Origin of the sequence: Bacillus sp. Au-Bac7 (genome assembly GCF_021341655.1) — a bacterium.
Lineage (GTDB): Bacteria > Bacillota > Bacilli > Bacillales > Cytobacillaceae > Niallia.
Genome location: NZ_JAJTTG010000005.1, coordinates 150,229 through 175,717, shown reverse-complemented (window position 1 = coordinate 175,717; position 25,489 = coordinate 150,229). Strand labels below are relative to the sequence as shown.

Below are 25,489 nucleotides of genomic sequence, written 5' to 3'. Positions count from 1 at the left end.
ATATAATAGGGAGGAACGTAAAATGAACCATAAAAAAATCGCAGAAGAAATTCTCGCGGCAATCGGCGGAAAAGAGAATGTGTCTGCAGCAGCTCACTGTGCAACACGGCTTCGTTTAGTACTGCATGATGAATCAGCAGTTAATCAAGATGTGCTTGATAAGATGGATGTGGTGAAGGGAACATTCTCTACAGGCGGTCAATATCAAATTATTTTAGGATCAGGCACTGTTAATGAAGTGTATAAGCATTTTGCAGGGATGACAGGTCTTTCAGAAATGTCGACGAAGGAAGTAAAAGAGGCTGGAGCAAAGAAGCTTAATCCGATTCAGCGATTTGTGAAAATGCTGTCTGATATTTTTGTGCCGATTATTCCAGCTATTGTTGCCGGCGGTTTACTAATGGGACTAAATAATGTCCTGACTGCTCAAGATTTATTTATAGAGAGCAAATCATTGGTTGATGCATATCCAAACATGGCAGATTTAGCTGCACTTATTAATACTTTTGCAAACGCTGCCTTTGTATTTCTGCCAATTCTGATTGGCTTTTCTGCTACCCAGCGGTTTGGAGGAAATCCTTATCTCGGAGCAGCACTTGGTATGCTGATGGTTCATCCGGATTTGCTGAATGGCTATAATTATGCAGATGCCATGCTGAAAAATGAAGTGCCTGTCTGGAATATATTCGGTTTGGAGATTGAGAAGGTAGCTTACCAAGGAACAGTGCTGCCTGTACTTGCAGCATCGTTTATTTTGGCTAAGATTGAAACATATCTCAGAAGGATTGTGCCCTCGGCTTTGGATAACTTATTGACACCGCTTTTATCTATTTTTATTACTGGTTTTTTGACATTTACGTTAGTCGGCCCGTTAACAAGAACGGCTGGAAATCTTCTTACTGATGGCATTGTCTGGATGTATGACACAACAGGAGTAATCGGCGGGTTAATTTTCGGCCTCTTGTATGCACCGATCGTTATCACTGGCATGCATCACAGCTTTATTGCTGTTGAAACTCAACTGTTAGCAGATATCGCAAAAACAGGCGGCTCCTTCTTGTTTGCGATTGCTACCATGTCTAACATCGCTCAAGGTGCAGCAACATTGGCTGTCTTGAAGCTAACAAAGGATGCAAAAGTTAAGGGAACAGCTTCTGCTGCGGGCATCTCTGCATTGCTTGGTATTACAGAGCCGGCGATGTTTGGGGTAAACCTGAAATTAAGGTATCCGTTTATTGGTGCTATCGTAGGGTCTGCAGTTGGTTCTGGTTTTGTTACTTTGTTTAAAGTGAAGGCAGTCGCATTAGGTGCTGCTGGATTGCCTGGCATCATCTCCATTCGTCCAGATAAAATTGTGCCTTATATTATTGGAATGGCAGTCGCATTTGTAGTCGGATTTACGGTAACCATCGTATTGGCGAAAAGAGCGGCTAAAAAGGAAGCGAGTGTAAAAAAAGAAGGCATCGTTGCATAAAAAATCGATAAGCATAGGAGGGGACTCTTGTCTCCTTTCTTTTTAGGGAGTGAAGCATCAATGAATTGGAGCAGAGAACAACGGTACAGAAGATGGGAGGATGCCTCAAAGACAGAACGGAGGAAACTTGAAAATCTCGTCAAGCAGTGTAACTGGAGACAAACCTTTCATATTCAGCCTGTGACAGGGCTTCTCAATGATCCAAACGGTTTCTCCTATTATAATGGTGAATATCATTTGTTCTATCAATGGTTTCCCCTTGGTCCTGTTCATGGATTAAAGAACTGGTATCATACTAAATCAAAGGACCTCGTTCACTGGGAAAATGTCGGCGTTGCGCTTGAGCCGACAAATGAGTTTGACAGTCACGGTGTTTACTCAGGCAGCGGAATCGAGCATAACGGCGAATTATTCCTTATGTATACTGGAAACAACCGTGACGAGAACTGGGTAAGACATCCTTATCAGATATTAGCTGTCATGAATAAGGAGGGACAAATTAAAAAGCTTGAAAAACCAGTGATTCCTGCAGTTCCTAACGGGTATACGGATCATTACCGTGATCCTAAGGTTTGGAAAGATAATGATTGTTTTTTTGCTGTGATTGGAGCACAGCGTAAAAACGAGACAGGTACAATTATGCTGTATCGTTCGCAGAATTTGCTGGAATGGGACTTAGAAGGCGAAGTAGATATAGGCCTTAATGAATTCGGATATATGTGGGAGTGTCCGGATTATTTCGAATTAGATAATCATGGTGTGCTGCTGTTTTGTCCACAGGGCTTGGAGAGAGACAGAGACAGCTATCATAATATTTATCAATCAGGCTATGTGCTCGGCAGCAGGCTGAATGTTCAAGAGCGGACGCTTGTGCACAGTGGGTTTCGTGAATTAGACAGAGGGTTTGACTTTTATGCACCACAGACAATGGAAGCACCTGACGGCAGAAGAATATTAGTAGGGTGGATGGGTCTGCCTGAAATAGAGTATCCGACAGACAGTAACGGCTGGGCCCATTGTTTAACATTGCCGCGCGAACTGACTGTTAAGAACGGGCGACTATGGCAAAATCCAGTTAAGGAATTGGAGCTGCTTAGAGGGGAAGAAACAGAAGCTCATATAACAATAGATAACGAGACGAAGGGGATAGAAGGATTTGCTGGTGATGTCTATGAATTATCTGCAGAGTTTTCCAATTTTACGGCAGAGCAGTTCGGTATAGAGCTTCGAGCTAGTGACAAGGAGAAAACAGTCCTGAAATATGACATGCAGGAGAAAAAAGTGATTTTTGACAGAAGCGAGTCTGGGCAAGCAGCAGGCATACAATATGGAGCGGTCCGAAAATGTTTAGTAGAAACAGACAAAATTTCCTTCCGAATATTTGTGGATGTTTCTTCTGTTGAGGTATTTGTGAACGACGGAGCAGAAGTGTTCACTGCAAGAATATTCCCAGATCAAAACAGTCAGGATATCCGTTTTTTTGCTTATAACGGGAAAACAGACATACAGGCTGTAAAATATAAACTAACTAGCAAAGAAAGAGCCAGTTCATGATGACTGGCTCTTTTCTGCGATATTTTTCACCATCAACACGTGAGCGATGCCATCTTCCATAAATACATCGGAAGAAGTTTCGTAGCCTAGCTTATTATAAAAGCCCTCTGCGTGTGTTTGGCCATGCAGCTTTACCTTTAAATCTCCTCGGTCTGCGGCGATTTCTTCAAGCTTGGCAATAATAACTTTCCCAAGACCAAATTTACGGTATTCCTGTAAGATACAGATTCTTTCTAGTTTGCCGTAGCCTTCAACCGATCTAACCCGTCCAGTGCCGACTGGCTCATTATGATAATAAACAAGAATATGCTCACATTTACCATCAAGTTTATCGAATTCATCGTATTCGTCGTCTAACGGAACACCCTGTTCCTCCACAAATACTGTCCTTCTTATATGTAATGCCTGCTCTAGTTCGTCTGTTGTTGTAATTTTTTTTGCTTCCATCGCTATTCATTCCTTTCTGGATTTATTATGAGAAACAAGTCATAATTTATTTATCATCTTTAAACAGTGTATAGGAAAAATATATTGTTGTAAATACAACAATTATTGGAGGTTTATTATTTTTATGAAGGAAATTCTTCGTGAAGTTGGCATGATTGCCAGAGCACTTGATTCTATCAGCAATATTGAATTTAAGGAATACGATTTGACGAAGGGCCAATATTTATACCTTGTCCGAATATACGAGAATCCGGGAATCATTCAAGAAAAGCTGGCAGAAATGATAAAAGTTGACCGCACGACTGCAGCCAGAGCTATTAAAAAGCTTGAAATGAACGGCTTTATAGAAAAAAGACAGGATGAGACAAATAAAAAAAACAAGCTGCTGTTTCCTACAGAAAAAGGAATGGAGGTATATCCATTTCTAAAAAGGGAGGCAGATCATTCAGACAAAACTGCACTTGCTGGATTGTCTCATGAACAAACAGAGGTTCTTTATGAACTCCTGAAAAAGGTCAGAGAAAATATTGAGGTAGATTGGGAGAACGTCAAAAAAGGAAATCGACGCGGCTACTAAATTTAACTTATAAAGCAAATAAAAAAAGAATTAACGTTATTTCGTGACAGGTTAATTCTTTTTTTATGAGATATTCATTAGCGGTTTCTCGGCGGAGGACCTTGCAGTCTTCCTGTACTGTTATTGCTGTTGTTTGTTTCTTTCATCAGTCTGTCTAAATGCTTTATTGCTTCATCAAATTCTGGTCTTGTTATTTGTCTAGTAGCCAATAAGGAACATAGCATTGCGTAGGCAATCGGGTTTGTATTAACCTCAACATTTACATAAACATCTACATCTGAGTTTCCGCTTTCCCCAATTTGCGCCGCATTCGCATCAAGCTCTGTATGACCGTTGTTGCGAAACTCATAGTTCATGTTATCTCTGCCTCTTGGCTTGCGGTTTGGATACATGATTACCCCTCCTTTACTGCGAAAGAACGAGAATGGGCTTGACCATTCTCGTCTCACAATTATTAATCTTCGTCTTGATCTTGGCTGTTGTCTTGATCGTTGTCCTGATCCTGATCAGAATCAGCATTCGCTTTTGAACGAGAACGAACGCGAGCTTTTGAATCAGATTCAACATCGATGCAAAGATCAATTTTTGCATTGCCAGAACGGCTGACTTTAGCGACATTCGTATTTTTGTCGATGTTTTTTAAATCATTGTCGTTGTCTACATTTGTGTCTGATTTTAAGCGATTGTCACTTTCGAAATCCACATTCGCATCAGAGCGGCTGTCACTGTCACCAGAACGAGATTTGGATTTATTGCTTTGGTCATTATCCCCTTCACCTGGATACCATACTTTGCTCATAAGAAATCCTCCTTTTTCATTATTCACTTATCATTTTATTCAAGTAATAAAGAATGACATGGGTAGCTGTAGGAGGACAAGCATGGATTTTATGTTAAAAAACCGCATCCCAATAAGGAGGCGGCTAGGTTATCCAGGATAGTATATAGTCATGCTGAGCTTTGTCAGCTTATCTCCTGAGTTATGATACGTATGAGGTTTGTCTGCATTAAACTGGATGGAGTCACCGGCAGATATTAAGTAATCATTGTCATTTACCCGAACTGTCAGCTCTCCATCAAAAACGGTAATATACTCTACCGTACCTTCCTGATGTGCCTCGGCACTTATATAGCCGCCCTTTTTGATTTCTACTGAGTAAATCTCAAAGCGTTTATCTTCTTCAAATGGAAAGTAAGGATAGATGTTGTACTTGCCATCATCCTCTGATAGGACTTGCACTTCGTCTCTTTTCACAACCTTTGCTTCAGGCTGCTGGTGCTGAATAAGAGAGGTGAAGGAGATTTTTAAGCCATTGGCGATTTTCCAAATAGTATTAAGTGTTGGACTAGATTCCCCTCTTTCAATCTGGCCAATCATCGTTTTGCTTACTCCGGTCAAGTCTGCGGTTTTTTCAAGACTAAGCTTTTTCTTTTCCCGAATCGCTTTTAAGTTTTTTGCCAAAATAAGCTGAATTTCTTCCATAAAAAACACTCCTGTCATATGTACAATATAGCGACCGTATTGTACAATAAAACGTAAATCGTTATATTGTCTAATATGTACATTATAACATACATATAAAGGGGGAGAAAAAGTATGCCGTTGTTATCGTTTTTGCTGTACGTGACTGTAACTAGTTTTACTCCTGGCCCTAATAATATAATGGCAATGGCTTTTGCCAACAAATATGGGCTGAAGAAAACCATTGGCTTCTGTGCAGGTGTAAGTGCCGGTTTCTTTGTGATTATGCTTATCTGCAGCTATTTTAATTTAATGCTGAAAAGCTTTATGCCTAAGATTGAGTTTGTAATGACGATACTTGGTGCAGTCTATATGTTGTATCTAGCCTATAAAATTGTTTCCAGCAAGGATAATGGAGGTGAAAAGGAAGAAGACAAGAATAACAGCTTCCTGGCAGGAATGCTGCTGCAGTTCATTAACCCAAAAGGGATACTGTACGGGATAACGGTCATCGCAACATTTATTCTTCCATACTATCAATCTCAGCTTAGTTTGCTGCTGTTTGCTGTGATACTTGCTTTTGTTGGGTTTTTAAGCACATTCAGCTGGAGTTTGTTTGGCAGCATGTTTCAAAGGTTCTTGTCCAAATATAAGAGCCAGTTCAATATCGTGATGGCATTGCTGCTTGTTTACAGTGCTATTTCCATCTTTTTTTAAAAGAGAACGCTTTGCAGCGTTCTCTAGTCTTCTGACATTGTAATAACAACTTTTCCCTTGGCGTGACCTTCTGCAAAATACCGAAATGCTTCAGGTACTTCGCTCAGCTTAAATTGTTTATCAATAATCGGTTGCAGCTTTTCCTCTTCAAGAAGCTCCTTGAGTAAATGCAAATCTTCCTGGTTTGCCCGCTGCAGCATATTGCCCAGCTTTTTACTGCTTGTGACGGAAAGACAAGGACCAAGCATCATGGCTTCACTCATCTGTTTCCCTTGGCCGCCGACCATAATATATCTTCCATGGTCCTTCAATGCCCGCATATAAGAAAGAATTGGCTGATATCCATTTACTGCAAGGATAAGATCATATTTGTCGGAGCTTTGAGTAAAATCTTCCTTGTTATAATCAATAACATGATCTGCACCAATTGCTTGGAGTATCTCCACATTTCCAGTGCTGCATACACCTGTAACTTCTGCACCAAATGCTTTGGCGATTTGCACAGCAAAGGTGCCTACACCGCCAGATGCCCCATTAATTAACACCTTTTGCCCTGGCTGAATTACTCCCTTATGTCGCAACGCCTGTAATGCGGTCGTTCCTGCCATCGGAACAGCAGCAGCCTCCGCAAAGGAGATATTTGCTGGCTTATGTACCAATGCTTTGACTGGAACTGAGACATATTCTGCAAAGCCGCCCCAACCACTTTGAGAAAGATCGCCGAATACTTCATCTCCCTTCTTAAATTGTGTAACTCCCATGCCAACAGCTTCCACAATCCCTGCAATATCTCCCCCAGGAATCGTATATTTTGGTTTAAACAAACCGAAGGCGAAGCGGGCAAGAAAGGGAGTGCCACTCAGTAAAACAAGATTGCCGTAATTGAGAGAGGCAGCTTGAATCTTTACAAGCACTTCCCCTTCCTTAGGAACAGCTCGTTCTACTTCTAATAATTGGAGACTATCTGGTGTACCATATTTGTTTGAAACAATAGCTTTCATTCATTTCCCTCCCTTAGACATAATCAATTAAAGATATGAACAGGATTGGAAGGAAAGACACAAAAAAACCGCATCTTTTAGATAGATGCAGTTTGTTAGCCTTCAATCAACCAAATATATTTCATCTCCAACATGAATTTTTCCTGTTTTAATTACAGAAGCATAGATGCCAAAATTATTTTTTCTTTCCTTATAAACGGTTTTAAGAAGAGAAGGAGCTTTTTCTGAACTGTCAGGGTCCACTGTAATAATCATGCATCTTTCACAATGCCTGTTCAATCTCAGTACGACCTCTGAGCCGATTTTTATCTGTTTGCCGAACCAGCTTTCTTCAATGAACGGAATCTTGTCCTTCAAAGAAAGTACAAGATTAGGACGGAAGCGGCGCTGATCAACTGATTCTCCCCATAGCTCATGGAGTTTATCAAGGGAGGCGTCTGTCACAAGCTGAACATGCTCCTCTTCAATGGCTCCTAGTGGGACATTCTCAGGTGTATAGGATAAAAAAGAAACCTTTCGTTTGGATTTCTCCTCCAGTTCAGAGAGAAGAGCTGGGTCTCCCCATTCCAACACTTTTCCTTCAGGTGTTGTTATTTCCACTTTTGGGTACTCTTGAGTCGATTCCACGCCTGCAAATTTGGCTGCATAACGGACCATCTCTGGAAATTGCGTGATGGTTAAATATTTGTCGTTTCTTGTGTCATCTCTAAAAGTGTGACTCCTGTCCCCATACAAGCCGTATTCCATCACATTTGTTGCTTGTACACTTTCGCCACGAAAGGATTTGACAGGATGACGGACAATTTCTTCAATATGACCTATTAACATGGACTTAACCTCCATTTAAGAATTTTTATCCTAAAAGCCTGTTATTATGTCTTATTCGCCGACTGGATTATTTGGTCCTGGCAGGTGTAATTGATAGAAAGCAAGATCCAGCCATCTATCGAATTTAAAACCAGCTTTCTCAATCGTGCCTGAGTGGACAAAACCGAAATGCTCATGCAATGCTATGCTTTTATCGTTCGCTGCATCTATACCCGCAATCAATGTGGCATATTCCTTTTCAGTAGCAATTGAGATAATCTCCTTCAATAGTGCTGCGCCAATACCCTTTCTTCGATAATTATTGTCAACATATACCGAATGTTCGATAGAGTACTTATAAGCAGGCCAAGCTCGGAATGGTCCAAAGGTTGCGAAACCAACTGCCTTATCGTCAAGTTCATACACAATCACCGGATAGCCGTCTTTCATCTTTTGTTCGTACCATATGCGTCTGTTTTCTAAAGTATCTGGTTTATATGTATACACTGCAGTTGTATTAAGGATTGCATCATTATAGATGTTTAGAATCTGGGGCAAATCCTTTTCTTGAATAGGTCTTATCACGATTTGTTACCCTCCTGTATTAAGCTATTAAAAAGTTTATTTCATTAACTATAACAAAAAAACAGGATTATAAGAAAAAAAGTTAGTTGTAGGTCTTTTTATTCAGGAGTTTATAACTAGCTTAAGGGAATTTTAAGATTTCTCTTCTATAGTAAGTCCTATAACAAACCGACAATAAAAAGATTAGGGGAAATTACTGTGAAAAAGATATCTACAAAAATTATTATATTATCATTAATTAATTCGATGTTTGTGGCAGCGATCAATGTTTGTGCCTCACTCTTTATGAGCAGCAGCCAAGGAAGCAATACAGAGGGAACAGGTGCTGAGCAAGCGCAAAGCGGGCTGCTTGGCCATTTGCCGCCAACGCAAGTACTCATAGGACTTGCCGTTTCTATCGTGCTTGGTGTTATCTTGTCTTACTTCTTTGGGAAATTGATTTCGAAGCCAATTGTCCAACTGACAGAAATAGCCCAAAAAACATCAGAGCTTGAATTGAGTGAGGATGAAAGTATTTTTGGCCGTACACTTGCATCAAAGGATGAAACCGGAGAAATGGCAAGAGCCCTGCTTGAAACCAGAAATTCGCTAAAGTCAATGGCAACTCAATTGAAGTATGTTTCGTCAACAGTTGCAGCTCATTCGAGCAGTCTTACGAAAAACACAGAGGAAAATGCGAGAAATATTAATCAAGTAGTAGCAACTATTGAAGAAATTGCAGTTGGAAACAATAGTCAAGCTCAAACAATAAGTGAAGTGAACTCGACATTGCTTGAGGTGGTCGGTCTGATGGAAACTATAACGACGGAGGCTTCTGCAGGTGCCGATAAGGCAGCAGCATCCATTGATTCAATTGTCGAAGGTCAAAACACTGTTGAACTGCAAGGCAATAAGATGGATGAAAATATCTCTGTGTCAGCAGAAGCAACATCCTCTATCCATGAATTAAGCACAATGATTGGACAAGTTGGCAATTTCGTAGCAGTCATTAAGAATATTGCGGAACAGACGAACTTGCTTGCATTGAATGCAGCCATTGAAGCAGCAAGAGCAGGAGAAGCTGGCAGAGGGTTTGGTGTGGTAGCCGAGGAAATCAGAAATCTAGCCGAGGAATCCTCAAGAGCAGCGAAGGAAATTACAGGTATTATTCATGATACAACAGAAAAAACAAACGAAGCTGTTTCACATATTAATAAAGCACATACTTTAATTGATGAGCAAAAAGATGCATTAAAGATAACGGAAGAAGCATTCACTAACATTAAAATCACCTATGACGGGATTGTTCATAACTTCAAGCAGACAGCTGCTCATATAAATTCAATAAATAGCAAATCGAGAGGTATTTCAGAGCAAATCCAGCAGATGACGGACTCAGCCGAGGAATTTGCTGCTAATACAGAAGAAATATCTGCTTCAGGTCAAGAACAGCTAGCATCCACAGAGCTGATTGCTGCCTCTTCAAAAGACTTGCAAATGCTCGCAGAAGAATTAACTGCAGAGGTAAATAAATTTAAAGTTAAGAGTAAAGACAATTAATGATTAGAGCGGCTCCTAAAAGCCGTTCTTTTATATTGTACATAAATTGTTACTATTAATAACCATTATTAAAAAAGTGACTTAAACGGAAACTATGTTAGAAAGCAGCTTCATTTTGCAGAAAAAAACTTCCTTTAATTTCTAATGGGAATTATTTGTTAATATTACTTGATAAGTAAGCAATATCTTACCAAGAATGAGGAAGTGTCCGTTTGGGGAAAATACTTCGCGTAGCGAAGTTGTTGTAATTGACATGAAAAACTAACAGGCTTATTATTGTTATGATAAATAACTAAGGTAATAAAAAGTAACTCATATAACCAATCAATGGTTTTAGATATGGAGGTTTAAGTGATGGAATCAATGACATTTGTGTTGTTTGGTGCGACAGGTGATCTTGCGAAGAGAAAAATATATCCTGCACTTTTCAATTTATATTTAGACAATAAGCTGCCGCAGGCCATCTCCGTTTTCGGATTAGGAAGAAAAGAATTCACGGATGCTACTTTCCAAGAGCATGTGCGAAACTCAATCGAAACTTTTTCGAGAAGAAAAGCTGCGGACGAAGAACAATTGGAGGCATTTATTGAAAGCTTCCGTTACAGCATCCTGGATGCAACGAAAATAGAGGATTATCAAACACTGTTGGAAAAGGTGGAAAAGCGGGAAGCTGAACTGAACATACCACAAAATCGCATGTTCTATCTGTCTGTTGGGCCAGAGTTCTTTGATCTCATCGCCTTAAACCTGAAGGAAAGCGGTTTGGGTAATACGGCTGGATGGAAGAAATTGATTATTGAAAAGCCATTCGGTCATGACCTTGCGTCAGCTAGAGAGTTGAATGAGAGATTGAGTAAAGCATTCCAAGAGGAAGAAATCTATCGCATTGACCATTATTTAGGGAAGCCTATGGTTCAAAATCTTGAAGCATTGGAATTTGCGAATCCTGTTTTGCAGGCATTATGGAATAAACAGCATATTGCAAATGTCCAAATAACAGCAAGTGAGATGGTAGGAGTAGAAGAAAGGGCTGGCTATTACGATCATGTCGGTGCTCTTCGTGATATGGTGCAAAACCATATGCTGCAAATGCTGATGATGACTGCTATGCATACTCCAGAAAAGGTAGGTCCAGAGCAAATTCGTGCAGAGAAGCGAAAAGTAATGGAAGCTCTTCGTCCAGTCAAGGGAGAGGATATTGCCGAAAATATTGTCAGGGGACAATACAGCAGTGGCGAAGTGAATGGCCAAGCTTCTGTGAGCTATCGAGATGAGCCGAATATTAAAGAAAATTCTCATACAGATACATTTATAGCAGCGCGGATTTGGATTGACAATGAGATGTGGGAAGGGGTCCCATTCTATATTAGAACAGGGAAGAAGATGCAGGAAAAATCAACCCGTATTGTCATTGAATTCAAGGATACCCTTAAAAATCTCTATGAAGAGAAAAAGGATCAAGTTGCACCTAATCTGTTGATTATTGAAATCAGCCCGAATGAAAATATTAAATTAACACTTAACAGCAAGAGCCCATTCGAAAATGGAAAAATGGATCAGGTTGAAATTGATCTCTCAGATGTTCCAAAAGACGTTCCAGAGGCATATGAACGGTTGATTTTTGATGCAATTAAGGGAGATTCTACTTTCTTTGCTCATTGGAATGAAGTGGAATTATCTTGGGAATGGGTACAGCCGATTTTAGATGCATTTGAACAAAATGAGGTTCCGCTTCATTTCTATCCAGCTGGCTCAAATGGACCAGAAGCATCTGATAAACTGCTTGCCGAAAATGGATATAAATGGTGGTTGGACAGCAAGCCGGAAAGCTTAAGTAAATTAGTTTCGATGACATAACATAGCGGCATTGGAATTGGAACATGATATAGGTATTATCAACTGTCTCACATTGTTCGTATAAGGTTTCAAACATTGCCAATATGTTAGGCTTCGTAATAATACATTTTTTTCACAGTTAATCAGGAGGGGTTTAATAATGAAAGTTGGTTTAATTGGTTTAGGGAAGATGGGTCTAAATTTAGGGAAAAATTTATTGGATAATAAACATCAAGTTTCAGCCTTCGATTTAAATCCAAGCGCTGTATCCGAAATGAAGGAATATGGTGCGGATGGAACGACTAGCTTAACAGAGCTTGTTCAATCATTGGAAACACCGAGAGTGCTTTGGATTATGGTACCTCATAATGTGGTCGATTCTGTAATAGGTGAGATGGCTCCATTATTAGCTAAAGGAGATATTGTAATTGAGGCTGGAAATTCCCATTACAAAGAATCAATCCGCAGATATAATGAGCTGAAGGAATTTGGTGTGCACTTTATGGATGTTGGTACATCCGGCGGTATGGCAGGAGCAAGAAACGGCGCATGCTACATGATTGGCGGCGATCAAGCTGCATGGGATGTAGTTGAACCGATATTCCGTGATACTGCTGTTGAAAATGGCTATTTCTTTGCTGGTAAAGCCGGCAGCGGACACTTCTTGAAAATGGTCCATAATGGAATTGAATACGGCATGATGGCAGCTATCGGAGAAGGATTTGAAGTACTGGAGAAAAGTGAATTCGACTACGATTATGAAAAGGTTGCAAAGGTTTGGAACAACGGTTCTGTTATTCGCTCATGGCTGATGGAATTGACAGAGAATGCATTCTCTAAAGATGCTAAATTAGATGAGATTAAAGGGATTATGCATTCTTCAGGAGAAGGAAAATGGACAGTTGAAACAGCACTTGATTTACAAGCAGCAACTCCTGTTATTGCCATGTCGCTTCTAATGCGCTACCGTTCACTTGAGAACGATACATTTACAGGTAAAGTTGTAGCGGCACTTCGCAATGAGTTCGGCGGGCATGCGGTCGAAAAGAAATAAGAAAAAGTTTAAACCTTTAAGCAGGCTTGCTTAAGGGTTTTTTTACATGAGCACGTTTTAAGTATATCCCTGCAAATCAGTTTATAATAATAGAAGCAAATAAAAGTTGATCGGAGGAGCAGGGAGATTGAGATTAAGTGTATTAGATCAATCCGTGATCAGCAGTGGGTCGACAGCTCATACTGCCTTAAAGAATACAGCAGCATTAGCACAAATAACGGAAGAACTAGGATTTGAACGTTTTTGGGTGGCAGAGCATCATAATGCGAACGGCATTGCAGGCACCTCACCAGAAGTGCTGATTTCCCATATAGCCGCAAAGACAAAGCGTATTAAAGTAGGCTCAGGCGGTGTACTGCTGCCCCAATACAGTCCTTATAAAGTAGCAGAGAACTTTATGGTGCTCGAAGCTTTGTATCCAAATCGTATCGATTTAGGAATTGGCAGGTCCCCAGGAGGATCTCCTGAGACACGGCTAGCCTTAACGGATGGCATTCGGAAAAGCTTAAATGAATTCCCAAGGCAAGTGCAGGATTTGCAGAAATTCATTGTCGGCAATCAACAGGATAAGCATACTGTTACTGCTTACCCTGTTCATGAAAGCTTTCCTGAAATGTGGATGCTTGGAGTGTCCCATCGCGGTGCAAGACTAGCAGCAGAACTGGGGTTAGCTTTTACCTTTGGTCATTTCATTGCACCATTGAATGGAAGAAGGGCAATGGATTATTATTACAAATATTTTCAGCCGTCTGTTCATGCAAGCAAGCCGAAAGCCAATATTTGCACTTTTGTTATATGTGCAGATACTACTGAAAAAGCAGAACAAATGGCTGCGAGTCTAGATTTATGGCTGCTGGCACTTGGTAAAGGGGAAGCGAATGCAGAAATTCTCAGTCCGGAACAGGTTAACCGCAAAGTTCTGTCACCAGACGATAAAAAAGCGATAAAGGAAAATCGCCGGAGAATGATTATCGGTACTAAAGAAACTGTTCGGTCAGAGCTTCTTCGTCTTAGTGAGCTTTATAACACAGAGGAATTTATGGTTTTGACTAATGTTTACGAGTTTGAAGATAAGGTGAGATCTTATGAACTGTTGGCAGAAATAGACTTTTAAGGGAGTAAAAAACCTGAAAGAAAAATTTTTTCAGGTTTTTTCTGTCTGTAAGAAGAAAAAGTTGACATTATTTTCTAGAGTGTTATAATAATTTTATCTTGAAGTAGAGATATGTTATGTTGAGATATCTCGCTGAGTAATTATGAATGATAACCGTTATTTACATTTACATAGTTAAAGGTAGTAACGAAATAACTTTTGGAGGGTAATCAAAATGAGTATTTTAGAAACAATTAAAAACCGCCGTTCTTATTATGCAATCAGCAAAGAACAGGTTGTATCTGATGAAAAAATTCAACAAATTGTGAATGAAGCAGTACTTCATACTCCTTCTTCTTTCAATTCTCAAAGCACAAGAGTGGTTGTTCTTTTGAACGATAATCATGATAAAGTTTGGGATATTACAGCAGCAGAGCTAAAGAAAATTGTACCTGCAGAGAACTTTGCATCAACAGAAGAAAAGCTGAACAGCTTTAAGGCTGGCTACGGAACAGTATTGTTCTTCGAAGACCAAGAAGTTATTGAAGGCTTGCAAAAAGCATTTGAATTGTATGCAGAAAACTTCCCAGTATGGGCAAACCAAACAAATGCAATGCATCAATTAGTAATTTGGACAGCGCTTGAAGAGGTTGGATTTGGTGCATCCTTGCAGCACTACAACCCATTGATTGACGAAGCTGTTGCAGCAGAGTGGAATATACCTTCTACATGGAAGCTTATCGCTCAAATGCCATTCGGTAAACCAACTGCACAACCAGGTGAAAAAGAATTCAAGCCATTAGAAGATCGTGTGAAATTCTACAAATAATAAAAGAAGAGTGTGCAGAGTCTCTGCACACTTTTTTGCTTCTTACTTTAAGATGATATCGGGTGATGAATGAAAAAAGAGGTCCAATTCTCGTCAGACTTACAATAAATAGTGCCGCCGATTTTTTCAATAATTTGTTTACATACGAATAAGCCAATCCCTGTCCCAAGCTCTTTTGTTGTGTAGAACGGTTCGAAAATAGTCTTTGTGTTTTCCTCTTCAATCATCGGGCCATTATTGGAAATAACAAAGATTACTTCTTTAGCATTCTTTGTGGTGCTTATCCTTAATTCTCTGCTGGAGGACCTTTGCTTTAATGCATCAATTGAATTCATTATCAGGTTGAGCAACACCTGTTTTAATTCGTCTTTAAACGTATAAAGGAAGAGCGGCTTCGCTTTATCGATTGTCAGATTAATTTTGTTATCAACTGTGCTCGCATAGCAAAGCTGCTTTAAATTATCAAAAAGCAGATCAATCGCAACATTCTCCTTCCCTTTTTTAACGATTTCCGTTTTGGAGGTATGAAGAAATTGTGTAATTCTGAAATTCAATTCGTTCAGTTCATGTTGAATAATATCCAAGTATTTTAAATCAGGGTATTCATCGCGCAAGATTTTATTGAACCCGATTATGGCTGTAAGGGGGTTTCTAAATTCATGAACAAAGCTGGAGGAAATTTGTCCAAGAATCGCAAGCTTATCCATATGGTTTTCATTGATATATTTAGTTTTCGTATGCAGTTCCCGATTTTTTAGCTGGGTGTACCTTTTCACTGCATGATAGCAGAAAGAATCAAATAGACTGTTTAGATTGTTGACGAAAGATTCTAATTCATGGTGCGGCAGCTGTGCTTGAAAGCAATATTTAATCAGAATGCTTCTGCCTGTATTTACGTTAAAGATGAAATCGCCAATATTAATGCCGGCTTCAAGCCGTTGTTTGCCAACCTTATAGGCAAACTCTTGGAGCTCAGCTTCGGAATAAGTATCTGACAATGCCTTTATGAGAAGTCCATACATCGTCACAGCATTTTTCTCAATTTCCGCCTTATGAGGATCATCGTTTTCAAAGACGGACATATTAATCCATTCATTGATAAATGTAGACTGGTGTTCTATTAGAAATAACATAAGCTTATTTTGTTGGTCGTTTATTAGCAAAACAAACCCTCACTTTGCTTTTTTTTAAGGATAATGATTGTTTTAAGTAACTTATTCGACGCACCAAAAGAAATACCTTTTTGAAATTCTTTTTGCGTTCTTCTAAATGATTAGTGGAATAATTTAGAAGGGAAAAAGCGGTTTTTTCTAGTAATATTGATGCATAATATTCTTGCAATAGAAAACGTTATCATCTATAATAGGTTTAGTAAGGATTGTTACTGTTAGGCAGGCAAAACCTGAATCAACTAAACTTATGGAGCAAAGCAGTTTATCTATGAGTTTATTTGGTTCGGGTTTTTTTATGATAAAATTCGAAGGAAAAGTGATTAGAATGAAAATTTTAAAAGTATTTAATAATAACGTCGCTTTGACTAGAGACCTTAATTCTACGGAAATGGTAGTGATGGGCAAGGGACTTGCATTTCAGAAAAAGGTCGGAGATGAAATAGATGAAGAGAAAGTGCAAAAGGTATTTGTCTCGCCTTCGGAAAACTTCGCGGCCAAGCTTTCTGAGCTTTTAAATGAAATTCCTTATGAGATTATGTCACTTTCAAAAGACATTATTGAGCTTGCAGAGAGGGAATTGCATACAGAGCTGAACGATTCGTTGTATTTATCGTTATCGGATCATATCCACTTTGCCATTACGAGAATTAAAAATGACATCCCCATCAAAAACGCATTAATGTGGGAAGTGAAGAAGTTTTATAAAGCCGAATATCATGTTGCCCGCATTGCTCTTGGACTGATTAAGGAAAGAACAGGTATGGAGCTCCCGGAAGATGAGGTTGCCTCCATCGCACTGCATATCTTTAATGCAAGGCAAGATAATACTGGCTTGGAAGAAACCGTAACGATGACAAATATCGTTAAAGATGTGACGAATATCGTTAAATATCATTATGGAATAGACTTTAATGAGGAATCAGTCAATTACAGCCGGTTCGTTACACATTTGCGCTATTTTGCCTACCGTATGCTGCGCGGAGAAATAAATGATGAGCATAATGACGCTCTTTATAACCAAGTCAAAAGACAATATGCCGAAGCATATAAATGTACAATGAAGGTTGCCGATTACTTGGAAAAGGAATATTCCATGAAAATGACGAAGGATGAGCTTGCCTACTTCATGATTCATATCCACCGAGTGTCAATAAGAGAGAAAAAGATTTAACAGCAAAAGGACCACTGTTTCTGTACAGTGGTCCCTTTCTGCTTTTTAGCCTTGTTGATTTAATTTCGAATCGGTAATTTTTTCTTTGCTCATGAACAGGATAAACACAAATGACAGCAGCAGGGGAACAAAGGTCCACAGGAAAGTTGTGCTGATTGAGTCTGCGAGTACATCTGTAATCTGCTTCAGAATATCTTCAGGGATATGTGCTCTTGCTTCAGGTGAGAGAATACTTCCGCTTTCTGCGCTGCCTGCTCCTTCCTGTATTGCTGCCGGAAGTCCGTCTGTAAAGCTGTTTCTTTGAATTACTCCGAAAACAGTAATTCCCAGTGTCATGCCAAGTGACCGGAGAAAATTGCTTGTCGAGCTGGCAATTCCGCGCTGCTGCGGTAAAGCTTTCTGCAGCGCAGCCATCCCAAGCACCGAGAATGACGGTCCTACTCCAAGTCCAATTACCATCATATAGATAGTAACAGCTAAGCGTGGTGTGCTTGGTTCAAGGGTGCTTAACAAATATGTTCCGACAGCCATGATGATTCCGGAAGTAAGCATGATGGATCGATAGCTGAATTTATTGGCAAGTGATCCGCCAAGTGCTGCTGCAATACTTGATGTTACCATCATTGGCAAAAGAAGCAGCCCTGAGTTGGTAGCCGTTCCACCAGTTACTCCTTGGATATAAAGGGGGATATAGATAGTTGAGACCATAAATACACCGCCGTAAAACATGCCTGTTAATACAGTTGTTGTATAAAGACGTTCTTTAAATAAGTTGAATGGCAAAATCGGATCTTTCGCCAATCTTTCCACTACAAGAAAGATGATAAAGCAGACAGCAGATAGACAAAACAGGGAAATGATTTGCCATGAAATCCATGAATAGGATTCTCCGCCTAGTTCCAGTCCAAACATTAAAGCTATTGTAAAGCCGAGCAAAAATATGAATCCGAACCAATCAATGAATTGTTTCGTATGTGTTTTAGATTCTTTATAAAAAATAACGATTAATGCTAATGCGATAATTCCGATTGGAATGTTAATAAAGAAGATCCAGCGCCAATCGAATTGCTCTGTAATAAAGGATCCTAATAAAGGACCGGCGATGCTCGATAACCCAAAGACAGCTCCGAAAATACCGCTCATTTTACCGCGGACCTCACGAGGCACGACATCCCAGATAATAGTGAAAGCGATAGGCATCAAGGCGCTTCCGCCAATTCCTTGAATTGCCCTGTAAATACATAGCTGTATCATCGAGTCTGCCATTCCGCAAAGGACAGAGCCAGCTAGAAATAGGAGAATTCCAAATACAAAAAACTTCTTTCTGCCATACATATCTGATAATTTCCCGAATATCGGCATACCTGCCATCTCTGCAACTAAATAAGCGGAAGTAACCCAAACATATTTATCCATTCCGCCTAAGTCACCGATAATGGAACCCATGCTAGTGGCTACGATTGTGTTGTCAAGAGACGCAACAAAAATACCAAGCATTAAAGCAATCATAACAGGAACTAATTTTGTCTGATTAGAAGACATACAGTATAACCCTCTTTTCTTATTTAACAGTGTTAAATGAACAATATGCAGTTTAACATGGTTAAATAGGTTAGTAAAGAATTATTGCCACAAATAATATACAATATAAGTATAAGAGGTGACTTTCATGACGAGAAAAAATGTCAGCAAAGAAACGATAACAGATGCGGCCCTTGAGCTGCTTCATGAAAACGGCTTATCGCATGTGACGATGCGAAATGTTGCAGCTAAGCTGAAAATAAAGGCCCCAGCCTTATATTGGTATATAAAAAATAAACAGGAGCTATTGCAGCTGCTTGCTGAATACATATCAAGCCAATTTGAATTTCCGGAAGAATGCAAAAGCTGGGAGGAAGAAATTGAGTTATTCTCCCTTGAATTAAGGAGAGTATTATTGTCTGTTCCCGATGGAGCAGAAATAATGATGGATACATTGCCTGTAACAAGGCAGCGGTTGCTGCTGATTGACAGGACATTCGCCATTTTTCACCGAGCAGGCTTGCAAGAGGACAAAATTTTTCAGGCCGTTAACAATATCAATACATATGTGACGGCATACGTACTCGACGAGCAAAAACAGCAAAGACTGCTTGAAGAAATTGGATTTGAAGCAATCCAAGAGAAGTTCTCCCAAGCTATTGCCGAAATTTCAAAAGAAGAAGCTCCATATATTTATCACCATTTTCTTTCGCCAAATGAAGGTTTGAAGTCAAAGGATGACTTCCTATTAAGTTTACGGGTGATGATAAAAGGACTGCAGCAGATACAATAGGAAGAAAGAGAACTACAGAAGGTGCCATCTTGGCATCTTTTTTTTGTCTATTTTCAAATAATGAAAATGATTACATTTTATTTTTTAAATGTATAGACAAATAGTATTAAATGATTATAATAATAAATGTAAGCGGTTTTTGAAAACGATTTAGTGAAATAGAATATATAAAAGATAAAGGAGCATGATCGATATGAAAAAGATATTACTAGCTTGCAGTGCAGGAATGTCTACTAGTTTACTAGTTACAAAGATGGAAGAACATGCAAAATCAGTTGGAGCAGATGCAAAAATTTGGGCTGTCGGTCAGGACAAAGCTAAGCAAGATATGGCTGAAGCAGATGTAGTTTTGATTGGGCCGCAAATGAGCTTCTTGAAGGGTGAACTTCAAAAAGCAGCAGATCAATATGGAATTAAAGTAGATGTTATCGACATGATGGCATATGGCTTGGCAGACGGTAAAAAAGCGTATGAACAAGCACTTGCTTTAATGGGTGATAAGTAATGGAAAAGATTGATGTTAATACATTAACGGCAGAACAAATCAATTTCATGCTTATCCTTCACAGCGGCAATGCAAGAAGCAAAATCATTGAAGCACTCCGTGAGTATCGTTCTGGGAACCCGGAAGCAGCAGACGAGCTGCTTGTACAGGCAGAGGCAGATTTAAGTGTTGCTCATGAAATTCACTTTAAGCTTGTTCAGCAGGAGGCATCTGGAAACAAGGTGGAATTCGCTCTTCTTCTAATGCATGCAGAAGACCATTTAATGTCTACGCTTTCCATGAAGGAGCTTGTTAAGGAATTGCTGGAAATTTTTAAAGAAAAGAAATTATAAACATTACTGTATATCCAAAGGGGGAGAATCCTGTGTTTGAAAAATTAAGCAAATATTTGGTGCCAATAGCAGGGAAATTAAATAACAACCGTTATTTAACTGTTCTGCGTGACGCATTTATGCTGTCATTTCCGTTGACAATTTTCGGGTCCATTTTTGTCGTACTGACAAACCTGCCATTCTTGAAAAAATTCATGAGTGCTGATTCTATTGCAACCTTCCAATCATTATTTGGAATTGCCAACTCTGCAACAATGGGCATCATGTCTGTGTTCGTCGTGTTTGGTATCGGTTATTACCTGTCCAAAAGCTATAATGTGGAGGCTGTGTTTGGCGGTGCAATCGCACTTGTTTCTTTCTTATTATTAACGCCATTCGTCGTTCAGCCTGAGACAGGTGATGCTATTTCCGGGGTTATTCCTGTCGATCGCCTCGGTGCGAAGGGCATGTTCCTTGGTATGATTACAGCATTTATTGCCGGTGAAATTTATCGTACAATCGTGCAAAAGAATATCACTATTAAGATGCCTCCTGGTGTACCGCCAGCAGTGGCAAAATCGTTTGCAGCATTGATTCCTGCCGTTCTTACATTGACTTTCTTCTTGCTTGTGAATGTTATTGTAACAGCAGCTTTCGATACAAATCTGCATGATGTTATTTATAAAGCAATTCAAGCACCGCTTGTAGGCTTGGGCAGCGGCATCATTCCGACACTTATTGCCGTATTCTTCATTCAGATTCTATGGTTCTTTGGTCTTCATGGTCAAATTATCATCAACTCTGTAATGGATCCAATTTGGAACACACTTCAAGTGGAAAACTTGACTGCATATACGAGCGGACAAGAAATCCCTCATATCATTTCAAAACCGTTCATGGAGATTTATACAGTCGGCATGGGTGGTACAGGTATGACACTTGCAGTAGTATTTGCAATCCTTGTATTCATGAAGAGCAAGCAGATGAAGCAAGTAGCAAAACTTGGACTTGGACCTGGTATTTTCAACGTAAATGAACCGATTATCTTCGGTTTGCCAATAGTTATGAACCCATTGATTGTAGTGCCTTGGATTATTTCGCCAATGATTGTTACATTAGTAACCTATTTTGCAATGTCAACTGGAATTGTTCCGCCGCCTACTGGCGTTACCGTGCCATGGACTGTGCCATTCTTCATCAACGGCATCATGGCTACTAACTCCCTTGCAGGAGGACTGATGCAGCTTGTCAATATGGCGATTGTATTTGCAATCTGGTTCCCATTCCTGAAAGTCATTGACCGTGTCAATGTGAAGAAGGAAGAAGAAGAAATGAATAAAGCATCTTAATATAACTCAATTGTAGAAGGGAGGAAGCAGAGTATTGGCTTTAGCGGCAGCAAAGCGCAGTATTCCTGCTTTTTCCTATAAGCAATACATCTTAGATAGGTTTTTGAAAGGGGAATTACGCAATGACTGTAAATAATGAAGTGAAATATCGTTTTCCAGATAATTTTTGGTGGGGATCTGCTGCATCTGCAACACAAACAGAGGGAGCAGCTAATGTTGACGGAAAAGGACAAAATATATGGGATTACTGGTACGAACAACAGCCAGAACGTTTTTTTGATGGAGTTGGGCCATCAGATACATCACAATTTTATGTAAAGTATAAGGAAGATATTAAACTAATGAAGGAAATTGGCCATAACTCCTTCCGCATGTCTATTTCTTGGTCAAGGCTTTTCCCAGAGGGTAAAGGAGAAATAAACCCGAAAGCAGTTGAATTCTACAATAATGTTATTAATGAATTCATTGAAAATGGCGTAGAGCCATTTGTCGGCTTGTTTCACTTCGATATGCCAATGGAACTGCAGAAAATCGGAGGTTGGGCAAACCGAGAAGTGGTTGATGCATATGTAGCTTATACTGGCACTTGCTTCGAGCTGTTTGGGGACCGTGTGAAAAAATGGTTTACTCATAATGAACCAATCGTTCCAGTAGAAGGCGGTTATTTGTATGACTTCCACTATCCAAATGAAGTAGACTTTAAGAAGGCTGTCCAAGTCGGCTATCATACAATACTTGCAAGTGCAAAAGCAATTCAAGCCTATAAAAAACAAGGACAAGATGGAAAAATTGGTATCGTTCTAAACTTAACACCATCATATCCGCGCAGCCAAAATCCGGCAGATGTAAAAGCCTCTGTGCTTGCTGATGCCTTCTTTAACAGATCGTTTCTTGATCCGTCTGTGAAAGGGGAATTCCCGCAGGAGCTTGTTGATATTCTTAAAGAGGAAGGCTTTATGCCTGAAATAGAGGATGGAGATTTGGAAATCATCCGCAACAATACAGTCGACTTGCTTGGTGTCAATTACTACCAGCCAAGACGAGTGAAAGCAAAAGAGCATCTTCCAAATCCAGAAGCTCCGTTTATGCCAGATCGCTATTTTGATAACTATGTGATGCCAGGCAGAAAAATGAATCCTCACCGCGGCTGGGAAATCTATGAAAAAGGAATATATGATATTCTTATTAATTTGAAAGATAACTACGGCAATATTGAATGCTTTATCTCAGAAAATGGGATGGGTGTTGAAGGAGAAGAAAAGTTCCGTGATCCTAATGGAATCATTCAGGATGATTACCGGATTGAATTCATTTCAGGCCATCTTAAATGGGTTCATCAAGCAATCGAGGAAGGTTCTAACGTAAAAGGATATCATCTATGGACATTCATGGATAACTGGTCTTGGACAAATGCTTACAAGAACAGATATGGCTTTGTGTCTGTTAATCTTGAAAAAGACGGAGAACGCACAATTAAAAAGAGTGGACAATGGTTTAAAACAGTCGCAGAAAATAACGGCTTCTAATATGGTTGAAAAAAGTGGTTTCGTATAGAAATCACCTCGTATAGTAGAAAAGCCCCAGTCGAATTAAACATTCGACTGGGGCTTTTTAGCTTTAAGCCTAAAATACAAACAGGTGTATTATGTCATAAATGGAAGTTCTTTTAATCTTATTGAACGGTATTAAAATATAACATGTTAAAGTGATTAATTTATATCCAGCCTTGGTCTAAATTAATATGACTTATTTGTGAAACCAAGCTTACGAAACATTATGACCTTTTTGTGAACGCAAAGGATTTGGGTAGGGAGAGAAAGAAACTATTTGATATGAAAGAGTCAATAAGGAAATGGAAAAAAGCTATTAAAGTATTTCTTCTAATTAAAGTAACAAATAATTTTATAGGAGTTACTGATACTATTGAAAATAAGGCATACCGTGGAATCAATACATTGGTATCTAGTATGCCTAATTGGGTGGCAAACGGAAATTGCAAAAACGTTAACGATGGTTATTCTCATTTAATTTTTAATAAAATATAGTTTATTGGAAGGATTTGCATGGTGGAAAAATCTCCTTGGTATTTAAGAAAAAAATTTCTATATTGCATTTGCATTCTTACGCCACCAATTGGCTATATTGTATTGGTGACAAATTTAAAAAAATTGAAACAAGAGGAAAAAATTAATCTTCTAACCATATCTACTATTATGATGTCTATATGGGTATTGAAATTTTTGCCTAAAAATATTGAGTTATATGTTTGTAGTTTTATTCTAGCTATATTATTTGGAAATGATATTTTAGAGAGATTTAAAGGGAAAAAATAATAGAATGCACAATGAAGTAAAAAAGGCCCCTTGAAGCAGAAAGTTTGCCGAGAAGCGGTGCTTATCCGCGGAAAGCGAGCGTAGACTTCAGAGAACTTTCAACCGCTTTAAAATAAAAATAACTTAAAAACACTAGGTTTGTCGGCAGTCAGAAGTGATTTCACATAGAAATCACTTTTTTATTTTGCATTCTAGGAAACTTTCTCTCTATTGACGGTTAACTTCATAACGTTTTATAATTAAGTTATCGTTTAAGTTAAACAAAATGATAACGCATACATAAAATCGCGAAAAATAAAATGGAGGAATGCCTGATGAAATTCGATATGCCCTTGGATGCACTAAATCAATACAAAGGAATAAATCCAAAGCCAGCTGATTTTGATGCTTATTGGAACTTAGGCCTGCAAGAATTAAATGAGCACTCGTTAGAATACGAGTTAATCCCAGCTGCATTCGAAAGCAGGGTGGCAGAATGTTATCATTTATACTTTACAGGTATCAATGGTGCGAAAGTGCATTGCCAGCTTGTCCGACCAAAAGGGCAAACAGAGAAAGGTCCTGGTTTGCTTTGGTTTCATGGCTATCATGTGAACAGCGGTGACTGGATTGATAAAATCGGCTATGCTGCTGAAGGCTATACGATTCTGGCGATGGATTGCCGCGGACAAGGCGGGCTTTCTGAAGATACTCTTCAAGTAAAGGGCACAACATTAAAAGGGCATATCATCAGAGGGATAGACGAAGAGGATACAGCCAAACTGTATTACCGCAATGTTTATTTAGATACGGTTCAGGCAGCTAGAATTTTGTTTGCGATGGAGAAGGTTGATGAATCAAGAGTGGGCGCTTACGGTGCCTCACAAGGCGGAGCCCTGGCGGTTGCTTGTTCAAGTCTTGAGCCTCGAATCAGGAAAACAGCTGCTGTCTACCCGTTTCTTTCCGACTTTAAAAGGGCATGGGAGCTTGATATAGCGAGTTCTGCTTATGAAGAAATTCATTATTACTTCAAATTTATTGATCCTAATCATGAGCGGGAGGAAGCGGTATTCGAAAAATTAGGGTATATAGATATCCAGCATCTTGCTGACAGAATCAAGGCGGATGTATTGTGGGCAACAGGGATGGAGGATGAGATTTGTCCGCCTTCTACGCAATTTGCAGCCTACAATAAAATTCAATCAGATAAGAAGATGCTGATCTATTTTGAGTATGGCCATGAGTATATAAGGACATTAGGAGACAAAGTACATGCCTTTTTTGCGGATATGTAGTCTGCATGATTTGCTTTTGGATGTAGAAAATGCGAATCTTATAGTATAGTATTTCCATGAATGTATTATGTTGTTAGAACTATTT

At 39.3% G+C, this 25,489-nt stretch carries 26 protein-coding genes; 17 read left to right on the top strand and 9 right to left on the bottom strand.

Annotated elements, in window-relative coordinates:
* Window positions 1-22: 22 nt before the first annotated feature.
* On the top strand, window positions 23-1,474 hold the full coding sequence (locus LXM54_RS17770) for a sucrose-specific PTS transporter subunit IIBC (RefSeq protein WP_233316591.1): 1,452 nt from the start codon (window positions 23-25) through the stop codon (window positions 1,472-1,474).
* A gap of 60 nt (window positions 1,475-1,534) precedes the next feature.
* Window positions 1,535-3,028 (top strand): glycoside hydrolase family 32 protein, encoded by a 1,494-nt coding sequence (locus LXM54_RS17765; RefSeq protein WP_233316590.1) that lies wholly within the window; start codon window positions 1,535-1,537, stop codon window positions 3,026-3,028.
* On the opposite strand, the gene LXM54_RS17760 is transcribed toward LXM54_RS17765, so the two are convergent.
* A complete protein-coding gene (locus LXM54_RS17760; RefSeq protein WP_233316589.1) occupies window positions 3,023-3,475 on the bottom strand; it encodes a GNAT family N-acetyltransferase in 453 nt (150 codons plus the stop codon). The two genes, LXM54_RS17765 and LXM54_RS17760, sit on opposite strands and share 6 nt — an antisense overlap.
* 124 nt (window positions 3,476-3,599) lie before the next feature.
* Here LXM54_RS17760 and LXM54_RS17755 point away from each other — a divergent pair, with 124 nt between their 5' ends.
* Window positions 3,600-4,052 (top strand): MarR family winged helix-turn-helix transcriptional regulator, encoded by a 453-nt coding sequence (locus LXM54_RS17755; RefSeq protein ID WP_233316588.1) that lies wholly within the window; start codon window positions 3,600-3,602, stop codon window positions 4,050-4,052.
* A gap of 77 nt (window positions 4,053-4,129) precedes the next feature.
* Here LXM54_RS17755 and LXM54_RS17750 read toward each other — a convergent pair whose 3' ends face one another.
* The 3 genes from LXM54_RS17750 to LXM54_RS17740 form a co-directional block, all read right to left on the bottom strand.
* Window positions 4,130-4,444 (bottom strand): hypothetical protein, encoded by a 315-nt coding sequence (locus tag LXM54_RS17750; protein ID WP_233316587.1) that lies wholly within the window; start codon window positions 4,442-4,444, stop codon window positions 4,130-4,132.
* Window positions 4,445-4,506: 62 nt separating this feature from the next.
* Window positions 4,507-4,851, bottom strand: a complete 345-nt coding sequence (locus tag LXM54_RS17745) for a hypothetical protein (RefSeq protein ID WP_233316586.1) — start codon at window positions 4,849-4,851, stop codon at window positions 4,507-4,509.
* 129 nt (window positions 4,852-4,980) lie between these two features.
* Window positions 4,981-5,535 (bottom strand): helix-turn-helix domain-containing protein, encoded by a 555-nt coding sequence (locus LXM54_RS17740; protein WP_233316585.1) that lies wholly within the window; start codon window positions 5,533-5,535, stop codon window positions 4,981-4,983.
* A gap of 114 nt (window positions 5,536-5,649) precedes the next feature.
* On the opposite strand from LXM54_RS17740, the gene LXM54_RS17735 reads away from it, so the two are divergent.
* Window positions 5,650-6,231, top strand: a complete 582-nt coding sequence (locus LXM54_RS17735) for a LysE family transporter (RefSeq protein ID WP_233316584.1) — start codon at window positions 5,650-5,652, stop codon at window positions 6,229-6,231.
* Window positions 6,232-6,254: 23 nt separating this feature from the next.
* Here the strand turns inward: LXM54_RS17735 and LXM54_RS17730 are convergent, their stop codons facing one another.
* The 3 genes from LXM54_RS17730 to LXM54_RS17720 all read right to left on the bottom strand — a co-directional run bounded on the left by LXM54_RS17730 (window position 6,255) and on the right by LXM54_RS17720 (window position 8,624).
* Window positions 6,255-7,232: an NAD(P)-dependent alcohol dehydrogenase gene (locus LXM54_RS17730; RefSeq protein WP_233316583.1), complete on the bottom strand. Its 978-nt coding sequence runs from the start codon at window positions 7,230-7,232 to the stop codon at window positions 6,255-6,257.
* A gap of 102 nt (window positions 7,233-7,334) precedes the next feature.
* Window positions 7,335-8,060 (bottom strand): MOSC domain-containing protein, encoded by a 726-nt coding sequence (locus tag LXM54_RS17725; protein ID WP_233316582.1) that lies wholly within the window; start codon window positions 8,058-8,060, stop codon window positions 7,335-7,337.
* A 51-nt stretch (window positions 8,061-8,111) separates the two neighbouring features.
* Entirely contained in the window at window positions 8,112-8,624 is a 513-nt protein-coding gene (locus LXM54_RS17720) for a GNAT family N-acetyltransferase (RefSeq protein WP_233316581.1), read from the bottom strand.
* Between the two features lie 198 nt (window positions 8,625-8,822).
* Between LXM54_RS17720 and LXM54_RS17715 the strand changes: the two genes are divergently transcribed.
* The 5 genes from LXM54_RS17715 to LXM54_RS17695 all read left to right on the top strand — a co-directional run bounded on the left by LXM54_RS17715 (window position 8,823) and on the right by LXM54_RS17695 (window position 14,975).
* Window positions 8,823-10,163 carry a methyl-accepting chemotaxis protein gene (locus tag LXM54_RS17715; protein ID WP_233316580.1) on the top strand — a complete coding sequence of 447 codons (1,341 nt, stop codon included), beginning with the start codon at window positions 8,823-8,825 and terminating at the stop codon, window positions 10,161-10,163.
* 354 nt (window positions 10,164-10,517) lie between these two features.
* Window positions 10,518-12,020 carry a glucose-6-phosphate dehydrogenase gene (gene zwf / locus LXM54_RS17710; protein WP_233316579.1) on the top strand — a complete coding sequence of 501 codons (1,503 nt, stop codon included), beginning with the start codon at window positions 10,518-10,520 and terminating at the stop codon, window positions 12,018-12,020.
* Window positions 12,021-12,159: 139 nt separating this feature from the next.
* Complete coding sequence (gnd, locus tag LXM54_RS17705) at window positions 12,160-13,053, top strand: phosphogluconate dehydrogenase (NAD(+)-dependent, decarboxylating) (protein ID WP_233316578.1); 894 nt, start codon at window positions 12,160-12,162, stop codon at window positions 13,051-13,053.
* Window positions 13,054-13,180: 127 nt separating this feature from the next.
* Window positions 13,181-14,167, top strand: coding sequence for an LLM class flavin-dependent oxidoreductase (locus tag LXM54_RS17700; RefSeq protein ID WP_233316577.1), 987 nt, complete (start codon window positions 13,181-13,183; stop codon window positions 14,165-14,167).
* Between the two features lie 214 nt (window positions 14,168-14,381).
* Window positions 14,382-14,975: a nitroreductase family protein gene (locus LXM54_RS17695; protein WP_233316576.1), complete on the top strand. Its 594-nt coding sequence runs from the start codon at window positions 14,382-14,384 to the stop codon at window positions 14,973-14,975.
* A gap of 47 nt (window positions 14,976-15,022) precedes the next feature.
* On the opposite strand, the gene LXM54_RS17690 is transcribed toward LXM54_RS17695, so the two are convergent.
* On the bottom strand, window positions 15,023-16,138 hold the full coding sequence (locus tag LXM54_RS17690) for a histidine kinase N-terminal domain-containing protein (protein WP_233316575.1): 1,116 nt from the start codon (window positions 16,136-16,138) through the stop codon (window positions 15,023-15,025).
* A gap of 334 nt (window positions 16,139-16,472) precedes the next feature.
* On the opposite strand from LXM54_RS17690, the gene licT reads away from it, so the two are divergent.
* Window positions 16,473-17,318, top strand: coding sequence for a BglG family transcription antiterminator LicT (gene licT / locus LXM54_RS17685; protein WP_233316574.1), 846 nt, complete (start codon window positions 16,473-16,475; stop codon window positions 17,316-17,318).
* A 45-nt stretch (window positions 17,319-17,363) separates the two neighbouring features.
* On the opposite strand, the gene LXM54_RS17680 is transcribed toward licT, so the two are convergent.
* Window positions 17,364-18,860 (bottom strand): MDR family MFS transporter, encoded by a 1,497-nt coding sequence (locus tag LXM54_RS17680; protein ID WP_233316573.1) that lies wholly within the window; start codon window positions 18,858-18,860, stop codon window positions 17,364-17,366.
* 127 nt (window positions 18,861-18,987) lie between these two features.
* Between LXM54_RS17680 and LXM54_RS17675 the strand changes: the two genes are divergently transcribed.
* From LXM54_RS17675 to LXM54_RS17645, 7 genes are all read left to right on the top strand, one after another.
* Window positions 18,988-19,632 (top strand): TetR/AcrR family transcriptional regulator C-terminal domain-containing protein, encoded by a 645-nt coding sequence (locus LXM54_RS17675; RefSeq protein WP_233316572.1) that lies wholly within the window; start codon window positions 18,988-18,990, stop codon window positions 19,630-19,632.
* Window positions 19,633-19,825: 193 nt separating this feature from the next.
* Window positions 19,826-20,137, top strand: coding sequence for a PTS sugar transporter subunit IIB (locus LXM54_RS17670; RefSeq protein ID WP_233316571.1), 312 nt, complete (start codon window positions 19,826-19,828; stop codon window positions 20,135-20,137).
* A complete protein-coding gene (locus LXM54_RS17665; RefSeq protein ID WP_233316570.1) occupies window positions 20,137-20,469 on the top strand; it encodes a PTS lactose/cellobiose transporter subunit IIA in 333 nt (110 codons plus the stop codon). The genes LXM54_RS17670 and LXM54_RS17665 overlap by 1 nt, the downstream gene beginning before the upstream one ends.
* A gap of 32 nt (window positions 20,470-20,501) precedes the next feature.
* Window positions 20,502-21,797 (top strand): PTS cellobiose transporter subunit IIC, encoded by a 1,296-nt coding sequence (gene celB, locus LXM54_RS17660; protein WP_233316569.1) that lies wholly within the window; start codon window positions 20,502-20,504, stop codon window positions 21,795-21,797.
* Window positions 21,798-21,919: 122 nt separating this feature from the next.
* Window positions 21,920-23,323, top strand: coding sequence for a glycoside hydrolase family 1 protein (locus LXM54_RS17655; protein WP_233316568.1), 1,404 nt, complete (start codon window positions 21,920-21,922; stop codon window positions 23,321-23,323).
* 537 nt (window positions 23,324-23,860) lie between these two features.
* Window positions 23,861-24,130, top strand: coding sequence for a hypothetical protein (locus LXM54_RS17650; RefSeq protein ID WP_233316567.1), 270 nt, complete (start codon window positions 23,861-23,863; stop codon window positions 24,128-24,130).
* A 314-nt stretch (window positions 24,131-24,444) separates the two neighbouring features.
* Window positions 24,445-25,404 carry an acetylxylan esterase gene (locus tag LXM54_RS17645; protein ID WP_233316566.1) on the top strand — a complete coding sequence of 320 codons (960 nt, stop codon included), beginning with the start codon at window positions 24,445-24,447 and terminating at the stop codon, window positions 25,402-25,404.
* Window positions 25,405-25,489: the final 85 nt, after the last annotated feature.